Source organism: Neptunomonas sp. CHC150, assembly GCF_030397555.1.
Taxonomy (GTDB): Bacteria; Pseudomonadota; Gammaproteobacteria; order Pseudomonadales; family Balneatricaceae; genus Neptunomonas; species Neptunomonas phycophila.
Genome location: NZ_JAPNXU010000012.1, coordinates 171,858 through 185,438 on the forward strand (window position 1 = coordinate 171,858; position 13,581 = coordinate 185,438).

17 protein-coding genes and 1 other RNA gene are annotated in these 13,581 nt (G+C 43.0%); 9 read left to right on the forward strand and 9 right to left on the reverse strand.

Translation table 11 applies throughout. From position 1 onward, the window contains the following. Window positions 1-38: 38 nt before the first annotated feature. Complete coding sequence (locus OW491_RS16685) at window positions 39-512, forward strand: peroxiredoxin (RefSeq protein ID WP_075178402.1); 474 nt, start codon at window positions 39-41, stop codon at window positions 510-512. A 127-nt stretch (window positions 513-639) separates the two neighbouring features. On the opposite strand, the gene OW491_RS16690 is transcribed toward OW491_RS16685, so the two are convergent. Together OW491_RS16690 and OW491_RS16695 are read right to left on the reverse strand one after the other, a co-directional pair. Further along, a complete protein-coding gene (locus OW491_RS16690) occupies window positions 640-1,224 on the reverse strand; it encodes a YceI family protein (protein WP_290037020.1) in 585 nt (194 codons plus the stop codon). Next, a complete protein-coding gene (locus OW491_RS16695) occupies window positions 1,221-1,790 on the reverse strand; it encodes a cytochrome b (RefSeq protein WP_246813462.1) in 570 nt (189 codons plus the stop codon). The genes OW491_RS16690 and OW491_RS16695 overlap by 4 nt, the downstream gene beginning before the upstream one ends. Before the next feature lie 86 nt (window positions 1,791-1,876). Between OW491_RS16695 and OW491_RS16700 the strand changes: the two genes are divergently transcribed. From OW491_RS16700 to OW491_RS16720, 5 genes are all read left to right on the forward strand, one after another. Continuing rightward, the gene (locus OW491_RS16700) at window positions 1,877-2,812 is read left to right on the forward strand and encodes a LysR family transcriptional regulator (RefSeq protein WP_290037021.1); all 936 of its coding nucleotides are present in this window, start codon (window positions 1,877-1,879) and stop codon (window positions 2,810-2,812) included. A 100-nt stretch (window positions 2,813-2,912) separates the two neighbouring features. Beyond that, an RNA gene (ffs, locus tag OW491_RS16705) (signal recognition particle sRNA small type) lies at window positions 2,913-3,009 on the forward strand. Window positions 3,010-3,479: 470 nt separating this feature from the next. Beyond that, window positions 3,480-3,989 (forward strand): DUF4365 domain-containing protein, encoded by a 510-nt coding sequence (locus tag OW491_RS16710; protein WP_290037022.1) that lies wholly within the window; start codon window positions 3,480-3,482, stop codon window positions 3,987-3,989. Continuing rightward, on the forward strand, window positions 3,986-5,122 hold the full coding sequence (locus OW491_RS16715; protein ID WP_290037024.1) for a hypothetical protein: 1,137 nt from the start codon (window positions 3,986-3,988) through the stop codon (window positions 5,120-5,122). Before OW491_RS16710 ends, OW491_RS16715 begins: the two co-directional genes overlap by 4 nt. A 79-nt stretch (window positions 5,123-5,201) precedes the next feature. Next, entirely contained in the window at window positions 5,202-5,738 is a 537-nt protein-coding gene (locus OW491_RS16720; RefSeq protein WP_290037025.1) for a hypothetical protein, read from the forward strand. A 736-nt stretch (window positions 5,739-6,474) separates the two neighbouring features. On the opposite strand, the gene OW491_RS16725 is transcribed toward OW491_RS16720, so the two are convergent. After that, a complete protein-coding gene (locus OW491_RS16725; RefSeq protein ID WP_290037026.1) occupies window positions 6,475-6,663 on the reverse strand; it encodes a hypothetical protein in 189 nt (62 codons plus the stop codon). 28 nt (window positions 6,664-6,691) lie between these two features. Between OW491_RS16725 and OW491_RS16730 the strand changes: the two genes are divergently transcribed. Then, on the forward strand, window positions 6,692-6,829 hold the full coding sequence (locus OW491_RS16730; RefSeq protein ID WP_290037028.1) for a hypothetical protein: 138 nt from the start codon (window positions 6,692-6,694) through the stop codon (window positions 6,827-6,829). Window positions 6,830-6,912: 83 nt separating this feature from the next. Here the strand turns inward: OW491_RS16730 and OW491_RS16735 are convergent, their stop codons facing one another. Next, a complete protein-coding gene (locus tag OW491_RS16735; protein ID WP_290037029.1) occupies window positions 6,913-7,299 on the reverse strand; it encodes a hypothetical protein in 387 nt (128 codons plus the stop codon). Then, window positions 7,286-7,954 carry a DUF4056 domain-containing protein gene (locus tag OW491_RS16740; protein WP_290037030.1) on the reverse strand — a complete coding sequence of 223 codons (669 nt, stop codon included), beginning with the start codon at window positions 7,952-7,954 and terminating at the stop codon, window positions 7,286-7,288. The genes OW491_RS16735 and OW491_RS16740 overlap by 14 nt, the downstream gene beginning before the upstream one ends. Before the next feature lie 164 nt (window positions 7,955-8,118). Between OW491_RS16740 and OW491_RS16745 the strand changes: the two genes are divergently transcribed. Together OW491_RS16745 and OW491_RS16750 are read left to right on the forward strand one after the other, a co-directional pair. Beyond that, on the forward strand, window positions 8,119-8,538 hold the full coding sequence (locus OW491_RS16745) for a hypothetical protein (protein ID WP_290037031.1): 420 nt from the start codon (window positions 8,119-8,121) through the stop codon (window positions 8,536-8,538). A 16-nt stretch (window positions 8,539-8,554) separates the two neighbouring features. Beyond that, the gene (locus OW491_RS16750; protein ID WP_290037032.1) at window positions 8,555-8,986 is read left to right on the forward strand and encodes an HD domain-containing protein; all 432 of its coding nucleotides are present in this window, start codon (window positions 8,555-8,557) and stop codon (window positions 8,984-8,986) included. A 65-nt stretch (window positions 8,987-9,051) separates the two neighbouring features. Here OW491_RS16750 and OW491_RS16755 read toward each other — a convergent pair whose 3' ends face one another. The 4 genes from OW491_RS16755 to OW491_RS16770 all read right to left on the reverse strand — a co-directional run bounded on the left by OW491_RS16755 (window position 9,052) and on the right by OW491_RS16770 (window position 13,580). Beyond that, window positions 9,052-9,345, reverse strand: a complete 294-nt coding sequence (locus tag OW491_RS16755; protein WP_290037033.1) for a hypothetical protein — start codon at window positions 9,343-9,345, stop codon at window positions 9,052-9,054. A gap of 138 nt (window positions 9,346-9,483) precedes the next feature. Beyond that, window positions 9,484-9,849, reverse strand: a complete 366-nt coding sequence (locus OW491_RS16760; RefSeq protein ID WP_290037035.1) for a hypothetical protein — start codon at window positions 9,847-9,849, stop codon at window positions 9,484-9,486. A gap of 343 nt (window positions 9,850-10,192) precedes the next feature. Continuing rightward, window positions 10,193-11,968, reverse strand: coding sequence for an SLC13 family permease (locus OW491_RS16765; RefSeq protein WP_178969055.1), 1,776 nt, complete (start codon window positions 11,966-11,968; stop codon window positions 10,193-10,195). A 247-nt stretch (window positions 11,969-12,215) separates the two neighbouring features. Beyond that, on the reverse strand, window positions 12,216-13,580 hold the full coding sequence (locus OW491_RS16770; protein WP_075178384.1) for a hypothetical protein: 1,365 nt from the start codon (window positions 13,578-13,580) through the stop codon (window positions 12,216-12,218). Window position 13,581: the final 1 nt, after the last annotated feature.

Sequence of the window (13,581 nt, forward strand, 5' to 3'; positions counted from 1 at the left end):
GGCGACTACACTGGACGTAATTAATAGGAGACTTTTACATGATCAGTATTGGAAGTGAAATCCCAGCAGTTAACGTCACTGTTGTAACACCAGAAGGTCAAGAAGCCGCTGTAGCTAGCGAGCTATTTGCCGGTAAAAAAGTCGTTTTGTTTGCGGTTCCCGGTGCCTTTACACCGACGTGTTCTGCGCATCACTTGCCGGGCTACGTTGTTTTGGCAGACGAGATCAAAGCCAAAGGCGTGGATATGATTGCGTGCATCTCTGTTAACGATGCATTTGTGATGAAAACATGGGGTGAGCAGCAAAATGCAGAAGCAATCACTATGATTGCTGATGGCGGCGCGGCGTTTACAAAAGCCCTAGGCCTAACCATGGAAACAGGTGACTTTGGGGGGACACGCTCGCAACGTTACGCCATGATTATTGAAGACGGCAAGGTAACAACATTGAATGTTGAAGAGCCTAAGCAGTTTGAAGTCAGCAAAGCGGAAACGATCCTAGCGGCTCTTTAAAACTTCTTGCACTAGCAATAGCTACAAAAGCTACAAAAAGAGTTACAAAAATCTATAAAAAAAGCCCTAAGTGATTATCAGCTTAGGGCTTTTTTATGCGTTGTATCAATAGGGGATATTGACCAACTTATTGGCTAACGCGAATACCTTCAACGTAAAGCTCAAGGTAAACTGTTTCAGCCGCAGGGCCTAGGTTGTAATCGATACCAAAGTCTTTTAGTTTGATTTCCGCTGTGCCTTCAAAGCCCATACGGTAATCGCCCCAAGGGCTATCACCTTCACCCATTTTTGTAACAGCCATCGTTACAGGCTTAGTCACACCGTGCAGTGTTAAATCGCCTTGTACCGTAGCGGAGTTATCGCTGCCTGGCTCAAACGATGTGCTCACAAATTTCGCCATTGGAAATTCGCTTACATCTAAAAAGTCTTTGCTACGCAAATGCTTATCACGCTCGGCGTGGTTAGAATCTACGCTTTCTGTATCGATCTCTACCGCTACAGTCGATGCTGATGGGTTGGCCGGATCATAACTGAAAGTCCCTTCGAAGTTATTAAAGCGGCCGTTTAACCAGCTAAAGCCTAAATGATTAATCTTAAACTCAACAGCCGCGTGAGCACCTTGCGAGTCAATGACGTACTCGGCAGCAAGTAATGGCGAACTAGCCAGTACAAGGCTGCCAACGGCTAAAGTTTTAGTCATAACGTTTTTCATGGAGTCTCCTGTTTCCCCAACATGCGGTTGAGGGTTTCATCTTTATCAATAAAGTGGTGTTTAAGTGCCGCTACCGCATGCAAACCAGCCAAAATAACCAGCGAGGTGGCGGCATACCAATGTACAGAACCGGCGATATCTTCTTGGTGCTCTATCAGTTCGGGAATAGCAGGCACCATAAACCAGTTAAACACTTCAATACCGCGCCCATCGGCGGTAGAAATTAAGTAACCGGATGCCAAAACAGTCAAAATCAGAGCATACAACGCAATGTGTGCAGCATGAGCGCCTAAACGCACCATTGGGCTGTGTGTTGCGATAGCCGAAGGCGTTTTGTTTACCAAGCGCCACACAATACGTATGCCAACAACAGCGGCCAGAATCAGGCCAATGCTTTTGTGAATATGGGGAATAGTGCGGTATTCAGGATCGTAATACGTGAGGGTATCAATGTACCAGCCTAACGGATACATGCCGATTACTGCTAGCGCAACAATCCAGTGCAATGCAATTGCTCCCCAACCATACGTATCTGTTTGATTAGTGAGTGTGTTAACCATTGGCATTCTCATTTCCCTTTATAGCCATAATTGATATGACCAGTGTAGAGGGATATAGTTCTTTCATATAATGCATTTTGGTGAATCTAACTATGCGCGAAGTGAATTTGCGATCCATTGACTTGAATCTGCTGGTGGTCCTAGAGGCTTTATTAGAAGAGCGACAAGTCACCAAAGCTGCTGAGCGATTACACATGAGCCAGCCCGCCGTGAGCCGAGCATTACAACGCTTGCGCCATACCTTCTCGGACCCTTTGCTGGTCCGATCCGGCGATGGTTATGATCTGTCCGAAAGAGCCAAACAGATCAGCACCGATGTGAAATCAGTGTTGGCTAACATCAAACAGATTATTGCTGAGCCGCAGTTCGATCCCGCCACGTCCAAACAGATCATTCAAATAGCGGGCCCTGATCTCGAAATGGCGCTGTATTTGTCGGATCTTTTAGGCGTGTTGCAAGATGCCGCACCCTTGATGCAAGTAGAGCTCGATTCACGCCCCGCCGATTACTTCGAAATGCTCGCACGTGACGATATTCACTTTGCGGTGTCTGGCTTTGGGCCAAACGTAGGTGAAGACCAGTTCCATCGAACGGTTCTTGGTCAAACGGGCTTAGCCATCGTGATGGGAGCCAATAACCCACTGGCCAATAAAGAAATAACATTAGATGAGTACCTAAATGCGCGTCATGGGTATGTGTCATTAACGGGGCAAGGCCCTGCATTTATGGATACCCACTTAAAAGAACTACGCCGTAAGCGAACAACCGTACTGCGCCTAACTAGCTTTATGGGAGTGGCCGATTTTTGCGAAACCACCGACCTGCTTTTTATGTTGCCTGTCTCGCTTATAGAACGCCTAGCGATAGGGCGCAATGTAGTAACGCGGCCTTTACCCACCGATTTAAAATTACCTAACTTAAATATTTATCTGTACTGGCACGCCCGACACCACAATGACCCTATGCACCGTTGGGTTCGAGAGCAAATTGCTCATACTTTAAACAAAAAAGTACCCAACATGAGATAGCTGGCCACTTAGTTAAGGAATTTTTTGCAATCCATTTTCATGCTGTTATACTTCGCGCCAGCTAACGAGTTAACCACTCTGATTGCCGTTATGGTAGTCCTGCTGGTCCTCTCGCAATGATAAACCGTGAACCTGGTCAGGCCCGGAAGGGAGCAGCCACAGCGGTGGATTCATGTGCCGGGATGTGGCTGGTGGGGCTGCCCCCATACCTTCCTCTTTGTTATTTTTAAGCCTCATCCAGCAGGCTTGTACAATTCCTCTTTTTTATATTTCTAAAGCAACATTCTTTGCAGCTTAACAGTGGCTCGTCTTCAACTACGCGCCTTGTGGATAGCTATGTCTTATTGTTTGTGTGCTTATACCGTGCATTTTGGATAAGTATAAAATATGGCTTGGTTTGCAAAGCGAGCATACACTTTTTGATACTGGACAACGGCTAGAAACGATCTAGAATCAATAAACTATCGTTATCAACAAGGAAGATAACGCGCACAGCCAAGAATGATCATGCGCAAGCGCGAATACAGGGAGCTGTACTTTTTGAATAACTCCACTTATTTACTATTAAATAATACGTTAAGTGCTATTCCTGACCTTATAGTCAGGGGTGTAAACGCGCGTACGCATGAATAAAAATTTTAGATTTTAAAAAAGGAAGTTTGTGCCCATGCTCCCAGTTCAGACAATTGAAGAGCTAATTAGCGAGTCCTACGTTAGTGCGATTGTCGCTCGGTCTGGCTTTGTTCCAAATTCGATTTCAAAGGACTTCGGTATTGATCTTGAAGTTCGCAATATCACTTCCTATGGAAACAAACGTATTGATATGGGGGCATTTCTTTCTCTACAGCTTAAAGCAAGCGTAAATTGGTCTTTGGAAGATGATTATGTTGTCTACGATTTAGAAGCCGATGCATTCAATCGACTTGTTTTCAGGCGGGACCAGTCAGCTCTGCCATGTGCTTTGGTTTTGTGTTGTCTACCGGGTGACAAATCTTTGTGGATGGCCGCATGTGAAGACGAGTTGACCATAAAAAAATGCTGTTACTATTACTTCGTCGAAGGGCCTAAATCTCCTAACTCACGCTCGAAGCGTATTAGAATACCTAGAGATCAATTACTTACACCAAAATCATTGCAGAGCCTTAGAGAAAAGCTACTAGTGGGAGCTGTCTCGTGATTCGCTCGGATAAAAGGTTTTTGAAGAACATAGATCGAGTTAGGTTGTTTGATCTAAAAAATTATTTGTATCGAAAAGGTTGGAAACAATCTGCAAATAATGGACAAAAATGGCAGATATTTAAATTTGATGTGGATTCCACAAATTCTTTGGATCTCATACTCCCAAGTAATGAGTCATTCATCGATTTTAGAGAACGTATCCAGCAATCTATAGAAGCTTTATCTCAGATAGAAGATAAGTCCGTTTCTGAACTACTTGCAGAGTTAATGGTAGAAAATGCGGACTCGGTGAAACTTAGACTTAAAGTGCCTAAATCCGTCAACTCATTGCCGATTGAAGATGCTTCTAGACATATCAAGGCGATAAAAAATCTTTTTCTTTACTCGGGCTGTTCAGAAATAAAAAACTTTCCTCATTTCGAGCAACCTCTACCGGCTGCTCAGGAATTTCTTAGCGATTTTGAATTTTGCCATACCTTCCGAGGTAGCTTTGGGTTTGAAGTTTCAAGTACGATTATTAAGGAGAAAGAGGATCGAGATTTATTTGAAATACCGTCAAATAGACGAATTGTAGAGAGAATAGCTAGAGGGCTTTCTGCTCTAGATCAAGCTGTTCGAAGCGATGACCCAGATATCCTAATTTCGTCCTATGAAACGGCGCTGAACGCACGCATGTGTGATGCTTTAACTCAAATTGGTTTAGGGGGGCAGATAAACTTCGCTGTTGATATCGATTGGGCAAATATTTTGGAGCCTTCCGAAGATGTCCTTTTTTTTCATGGCCTAACCATAGGTGAAGCCCAAGTTAGTATACTTAATTATGCATCCGAAAAGTTGAAGGTTGTCGAACCAACGATGCAAGAAATATCTGGACGAGTAGTAAATTTACACTGTGTTGCGAATCCTTCGGAGGGAGGCGCAAGACGGTCTGTTGCTATTAAGGTAGATCATTCAGAACATGGTCTGATCGAAGTTCGTCTAGCTCTTGGTCCTGATGCATATTTGCAAGCTATAAAAGCTCATACGGAAGGTAGGGAATTGGTAGCATCCGGCCAATTACAAAGGAAAGGAAACACATGGAGTCTGGACGCTATAACTTCGGTGAGGGAAGGTCTAGAATCTAACAAATGAATTAAACTGACCATTTTTTCGCTGTCGCTAAAAATTCGCGGTTTATTCAAAGCGTTATATGTGAAGGAGGGAGAAGTTTATGCAGACTCTATTGGATTTTTTGGGGTGGGATAGTGGAGATTTGGATAAGTCCGGTGGATTTTGCACTATTGAGGTTATGGGGCCGTTAAAGAATATTTGCTTTAAATCTCATCCAACTGCTGACCGCTCGAAGCATAAACTGGTATCAGATGTAATAGAGGTTGGAGATAAGATAAAGTTTTCCAAGGCTATCAAGTATCAGAAGATGGAAGCAAAGTTTTCGTTCAACCCAATGACTTGGCTCGTATGGATAGTTGAGTTTATTTACTCGAAGTTTAATGGGAACTATAAAAGGCTTAATATAATGGAGCTATCTATGGAAGGGTTTAACAATCCTTCTTTTGATATAAATGACTTCCCTTTTGATGAGCCTTTAAATGTTGATATGGTTATATCTAGCTATGATGATATGAGATCTAAAATTGTGGGTAGAACTTTAATATCGCTCTTGCATGGTGAAGAAAGGTGGTTTTTATCATTTGATGTTTTCTCAAATGTTACTCTGATTGAGATCGATAAAGCGAATATAAATTGATTGCTATTATGGGATATTGACAATGCATTCATATAACAAAGCGTTCAAAATCAGTTGCTACGCTCTTTGGGGGCCATAAAAGCTATGCTTCTTTAACGCAGCGTTAGGCAGGACAATATTCAGGTAAAAGAGTATAACTGAACTAATAAAAACTGATGAAGAAAAAATTGGCTGGTACCCAGTATCCATTGGATAGCTTGAAGGGCTTCTCGAAAGCGCTATCCATACAGACTTGGTTATAGCACTCTTAAGAGCTTCCTAAGAACCTCGCTTACGACCAGCAGTATATTCAATTTCAAGACAGGATTTTGCAAGACATAAAGCTGAGTTCGGTTCTATATACCCAAACAGTAAAAACTATGGTTCTAGTTGGCTGCGGTGTTATCAAGTCAATCTTGCACTTTATGCCATCATCAATGAAGTCTATTCCGCGACCGAATGGAAAGAAAAGGTGAAATTCAAAGGTAATCAAAAGGAAATAAATGGTGCCAATGTTAAAATTGATACCATTATGTATGAAAAACTATATAACCAAAAATTAAAGTAATATGACATTCGATGCAATAATAAAAATGCAAAGGCTAATAATATATTTGGCTCTGGCCCAGCCATCTACCAAAAGCTCGAATTCCTGAGGTCTTTACGGAACAAGGTTCACCTCCAAGTTATTAATGAGCCAATAGGTACGGATTGGAATTCATTTAATCCTGTACATTTATCTGATATTTGCAAAGTGCTACACGCCGTAATGACAAGTAGCATCTTTTCGCCAACAACTGACCAAAAGGCGTATTTTGTTTACTTGCGTAGAAACTTCATTGCCTAAAAAGCGACGAAATAGCTGCAATTTACTGCGGCGTTGTGGCTGCTGAATAAGTCCAGCATCTTCCAACTTACCGCCAAAAGCTCGAGTAAACTGTCCCAAACAAACTTTACCCCGCTAGGTGCAACGGATGGCGCGATTCAAACACTACGATTACGAGCAAACCAAGATGATCCCGCTGCGCTATGCGGATCAGATACAACCGGGTACGTTTGAATATACCCTCAGCCACGTTGTTGATATTGAACGCGGCCTCATTTTTTGGTGATCATGAAGCTAATGGTTGTCTGCCGGTTTTCAATACATTAAAGAAGGCTCTTGATCCCAAAAAAACCATGCTAATCCCGAATATTAGTAGTGATACATTTCAACAGATATGTATTCTGAATAATTGGTTCGAGTAATAACATTATTGTCTAGAACGTATTCGTTGTTAACTAGTTTATAACCATTACCTGAAAGATAGATATCTATCTTTTGAAGCGCGCTAGCATTACATGAGCTCATTTCAACTTTTTGAATTTCTGGTGAAACACCGTCTGCAGGTATGTACGAAAATATAGAACGGCAATCAGAAATTTCACTCACTTCCTTTATAAGATCGTCAACTAATAAAAAGTAGGTTATTGAATTTTTCTTTATGTTATTATGCTCTTGTAAGGAGGTGTAAAGAAAATAAAATAGAAATAGAATTATTAGCGTTAAAACCGCTGGTAAAACTATTTTAGCGTACTTCATTAAAATAGCTTCCTTCTTGGGTAGGTTTGATTGTGTTCAATATTGCAGGTAAGACACTTTTCCTCGGGTATGTCGTCGAATCATCTTGAAGAGGGTATAAATAGGGAGAAAGCGTTCTGTTTTTTAAGCCTCCTACTGCACCAAATTTATCCCAAATATAAGTGGATTCTGATTTAGAGACAGGTTGACATATTTCTAAGAAGTTAATGGTAGGATAAATTGCTCTATATACGCCAATAATATTAGATATTAAATCCTCAGAGCTAAACCCACTATCAGTAATTAGTGAGTAAAACCAGTTGCTTTGCATGGTTTCGAATTCCAAAGAAACCTTTAAAACTATGCTTAGAGCAATAGATTTTTTTATATCTAATGATAAGCCTTTCTGTATTTCAAATTTTTTTCTTTTACCCACAAAAGTATTGGCGTTGTATTTTTTGCTTCCCATGCTTTGCGAATATTCTACGGTGAAGTTATTTTGTGAACTCGAGTCATTGTGTTGACTCCTTTCATTCAAGATGCTTTCCCAAAGCTTACTAGCTGAGTCAGGGTAGGCATGGCCTAGATCTATCCAGCCGCACTTTTTAGTATAGATTAATCCGAATCTTTTATTCGCAAGATTGTTGTTATCAATAATATGATGGCGTTTGGACATATTCTCAACTTCCTTGTTGTAGATTTAAAGATGATCCGTGTGTGATGGTATTCCAGAGATCTGATGCGATCAAGTTAAAGTACTACCTATCTTAAAGACAGTGTTACATCGAAAAGTAAAAAGCATTACGATGGGGCTGCGGAATATAAGGGAATACATTGAAAATGGAAGGTTTATCATCCTCACATGATGCTTTAACACTGCATTTATCCACTGGTAAAGCTTCCCATCAAGAGATAGCTAACTTAGAGAACATCTACTGTCTACTGGTTGGTAGTGATGTACAGTCAAATGATTCAATCTGTTTTATGTTCAAGTTTAAGAATGAATTATGGGTTGTTCCTGAATCAAGTCAGTATAGGTCACTCAAAGAGGTGTTAGCTAAAGAACCATACAATGGCATGGTTGTTGTTGCTCAAGTTGACTACTTGCCATTTACATGGCGCAGAAACAGGTTCCTTTTAGGAATGGAGGGGAATTTAGCTATTAAGGATATTTCGAAATTTTCTGAAATTGAAGATGAATTGACGATATTAAATGACTGCACGTTAGATAGTGTTTTTTATATACTTGGGAAAGGATGATCAAGGAATCTAGAATATGGGTACGTTAGAAAAAGCAATTGCAATTGCGGCGAAAGCACATGAAGGCCAGTCCGACAAAGCAGGCGAGCCATACATACTGCACCCTATTCAAGTGATGCTACGTGTTACGGGTACAGAGGCCCGGATCGCCGCTGTTCTTCACGATGTCGTTGAAGATTCAGACCTTACAATCGAAGAGCTGCGCATCGAGGGTTTCTCGGAGACAGTGCTCGAAGCAGTTGAGGCCCTCACTAAACGGAAGGATGAAAATCGAATCGAGGCAGCGATGAGAGCCGCTGCGAATGAAATCGCACGGGTTGTAAAGTTGGCCGATAATGCAGAAAACATGAATCTTGGCCGAATTCCGAATCCTACTGAAAAGGATTTTGCGAGGATGAAAGAGTATGAAAAGGTGCGGGAGATCCTACTTGGGCACGGTAGCGCCTGATGAGGTTCTTTCATTGAATTCAATTCATTTTCAATGAAAGAAATCTCTTATAGGTAAAAAGCCACCTAAGGGTGGCTTTTTACCTTGCGGCCTGCAGACCATTTGAAAATAAAAAAAAATAAAGCTGACAAAGCTAGAGTGTAGTAGGGGGTGATAAAAAACTTAATATCACTAGCAAGAAGCCCAGCCTTCGTATCAGGTATGAGTAGCCACCCTTTAATCATTGTTACTGCAATAAATAACAAGCCAGATAAGAGAATGTAATAATACTTAGCTTTCTTATGTTTGAGAATAGACGCTGTAAAGGTTATGAAGCCACCAAGCGCAAACAAGCCGAAAGCATAAAAAATGCCATGCATGCCAGACTCTCTTGGCGTCGTATAAACGACGTTTAAATCAAAAGTCGATAAAATGCTGTTGTATAAAATCAGTGATAATAAGAATAAAAAAGCACCGAAAATTAGAGATAGGATTAATGATCTAAACATTGTGGCTCTCTATTTTATGAGTTCAGATATTATTTGTTTCTTTTTAACCGGATCTAAAATCTGCTCAATTTTTCGCGCTTCTTTACTATATTTTGCAACAGCGACAGGATATGAACCATTGCCTGGCATGCTAAAAGTAACGCCCGGTCTACCAAAAAGTTTGATTTCAGGGATAGGGTCTTTCCCAAATGTGAAAAGTTTGCCGAGATCACCTATGAAGTAATCCTTCGAAAGTGCTTTAACTAAGTCGTTGTTATAGTTAAGATCTGATATGGGTTTTACGTAATTTCTACTGCCCATGTAGCGTGTGATAACTCTTTGCTCACCGGTGTTCTCTGTACGTACTCTCTCACCACCGCTCAAAAAATCCTTCAAAAGTTCCAAGCCTGACAGTGGTCGATCAATTTTTTGTCATCAAAATAAACCTCTTGAAAATTACATACACTGTAAATTCTACGGTAAATTTGTGTTGATACAGAAACTTTATGTATACCGGCTGTGTGTATAGACTCAATGATAATATATGTGTCTTCGTTTGGGATGCAGATTTGCTCGTCCATGATATTTATCTCCTTATAAATTATGAACCTCGCCTAGTATAAAAAAATGTACTTTCATTACAACCAGTAATTGTCTTTGTACATGCGTAAAACAGGATGCGAAGGTGCGAATAAGCTCTTCCTACCCTTTGCGATTTCAATAAATCCTGCCTTTAGCGTTACAAAGGCCAAACCAGCAAAATAAGCGGCACGGCGAGCAGTACGATCATTATTTCAAGTGGTAAACCCATGCGCCAGTAGTCTCCAAAGGCGTAGCCACCTGGGCCCAGTACTAGTGTGTTGGACTGGTGGCCGATAGGGGTGAGGAATGCACAAGAGGCACCTACAGCAACCGCCATGAAAAACGGGTCCGCACTGACGCCTAGCCCCATCGCAATACCATACGCTAATGGCGCCATGATCACGGCCGTGGCGGCATTATTAATGATGTCCGATAAAAACATGGTAACGACTAACACCAGACCAATAATAAGATAGACGGGCATCCCTTGGGTGAGCGTTAATACTTGCGTGGCGAGTAACTCTGTTAGGCCTGTGCTTTGTAGGGCAGAGCCTACCGGGATCATGGCGGATAACAGGATAATAACCGGCCAGTCGATGGCGTCGTAAAGGTTACGAACAGGCAAAATATCCAGTAACAGATAGACGATAACGGCAAGGCAAAATACGATCGCCAGTGGCAGTATTTTGGCCATACCCAGAGCGATGGCGATGGTAAAGATAGCCAATGAAATGGCAATTTTTTTCGGCTGGCCTAAGTTGATATTGCGCTCGGCAAGGGGAATCATACCTAGTTCGCTAAGCCGTTCGTTGATGTCATCTACAGCGCCTTGTAATAACAAGATGTCGCCTGCTTTAAACTGTTTACGTCGCAGCCTGCGAATATGCTGCCCTTCGCGCGCTAGGCCCACTAATGCTAGTGAGCCACCACTTCGCCTACGTAAAAAGGGTACATCACGGCCTTCCAGTACCGAGCCTTTTTTGATTACACCTTCTACTAATGTGAGTTCGCCTTGGGTTAGTTTAGAAAACTTTTTATCGGCACTGGTGATCAGTTCTAGCTCGTTTTTGTCGAGCAGGGGTTGGACTTCTGAGGGATCAGCCTGCAAGAGCAAAATGTCGCCAGCATTAAGCAATTGCCCTGCACGCATCGACATCGTTTTACCATGTCGGTGGGCTATGCCCACAATTTCGATGCTAGCGTCTTGTAAGCCATCTATCTCGTCTACTGATTTACCCACTAAGCTTGAGTCGGCGGTGACGATGACTTCGGTGAGGTACTCGTCTATAGCAAATAGCTGATCGGGCGAGCTGCTTTTAAGTCGAGCGGCGGGGATTAATCGCCATCCAACTAGTGTAATAAAAAGAACGCCCATGATGGCGATAGCAACACCGACTGGCGAAAAATCAAACATGCTGAATGATTCACCGCTGGCTTCGGCTCGCATCATGGCAATAATGATATTGGGCGGAGTGCCTATGGCGGTTGTCATGCCGCCCAAGATGCTGCCAAAAGCTAGAGGCATCAAAATTAGCGCTGGCGAGCGTTGATGTTTGCTACAGGTGGCGAGTGCCACAGGTAACATGAGCGCGAGGGCTCCTACGTTATTCATAAAAGCGGAGGCCACGGTGACGACCGTTGTCATGATCAGAATATGGCTGAGCGGGCTTTCGGTGTAGGGTAAGATTTTTTGTACAATCACATCTACCACACCTGAGCGGCGCAGTGCATCGGATATGACCAGTACGGCCGCTACGGTGATTACCGCTGGGTGGCTAAAGCCTACAAAAGCTTCATCAGCCGCGACTAAACCTGCCAGTACACACAGCCCCAAGGCGATGGCTGCCACAATATCATGGCGATACTTTCCCCACACAAAGAGAACCAGCGTTAACATCAAAATTGCAGTAATCAGCCATTGATCGGTATTCAAATGCAGCTCCCTATAAAAGCCTTAGACGGTGAGAAACAGTGCCGCTTACTATTCAGAATACGTAGGTAAGCCCAAAAAAACTACTGGCTTTTCAAAGCATATGATTAATGGGAGTGTAGCGAACCATACAAAGTGTGAGGTGTTGATCGGAGATAAGGGCCTATGGAATTATTCATAACTGCACAGGCATGAGAAGCGTTAAATTAAAAACGGCGCTCTTAAGAGCGCCGTTATTGATGGTTACTGACTAGTCTTGGTCTTTTACAAAGGTCTTATCTTTCTCACCTGCAAAGAAGTCGCGGCCATAGACCAGTATGCATAGCACTACACCCACGGCGAATGCCCATGTTGCACCTCGGGTGGCTAGAACAGCGGCCACTATACCGGCAATACCCAGGTCTCTTTGAGAGCGTGCTTCCATAATGCCTATTTTGACCGATACATAGCCTTGGATCAGCAGTGTTAGTGCTAGGGCTACGCCCAAGATCGGCTGCACTAGGGTTACGATTGGCATAAATAATAAGCCAGTATTGGTACCCCAGCGGAAAGAGCCTGCACCGCCAAAAATAGAGTACATGGCTTTTTTGCCTTGGCTAAAACGCTCCACAATAACGACATGCATTGCTGCCCATAATGGACCGCACATGGTGACATCTGGACCTAAGATAGACATAGCTGAGTTACGTGCACCAAAGATCATGTGAGCACGGTCTGGGCTGTAATCAATCTTCTCATCGGGGCGTGCTTGGTCTGCTTCTTCTAGAATGGCGCGGCTTTGTAAAACATCACCAAATAGAACGATGTAGGCTGCTAGTACCGTAGGAATAGCGCTGATAAACATAGCGATTGGTGGGAAGCCAATACCAAACACTGTGTACTCATTCCACAGTGTGACAAAGTCAGGAGAAGAGAAGCCCCATTCAAGCGTAGGCCAGTTTGTTTCACCGACGGTAGGCGCAATGATGATCGCTAAGACAATGATCGGGAATACACCTAATTTTCCGATGAGGTTGAACAGTGCATTGCTTTGTTTTAGCTCGGCAAAGTGACGAGAAAAAATGACATAGAATGCGATACCAACCGCTAGGGTAATGGTGATTGGGTACAAGTCAAAGCGACCATCTACCTTAAATACGGCCATTACGGCAGCGATACCGGCACCAATAATGATCCCTGATTTGATCGCTTGCGGGATAAGCGATACGACTCGGTGCGCGAGCCCCGAGGCGCCAATGAAGATGGCAAATACCCCTAAGAGCAGTTGGAATGAGACGAGTGCGTGTATTCGTTCGGGGCCTTCAGGGAAGGCGGCGCAGTAAGCCATGAGTAGTGGGATAGCAGGTGTGATCCAGCCTGGTACTACAGGGTCACCTAACAGGTGATGTAGTAAGTAGAATAGACCGTTAAGCATAACAACAGCCAATGCGACTTCAAACGGCATGCCCAATAGTTCGGTCATCAGTGGTATTGCCGCTAAATCTACGGCACACATCAATAAGCCTTGAAAGTAATCTGGCCACTCAAAGCGGTAATGTATAAAGGGCAAGCGCACCTTGAAAGGTCCCATAGACCAATACGGTGTTTCTTGGCCGTCTATGCGTTCTTCTCTCATT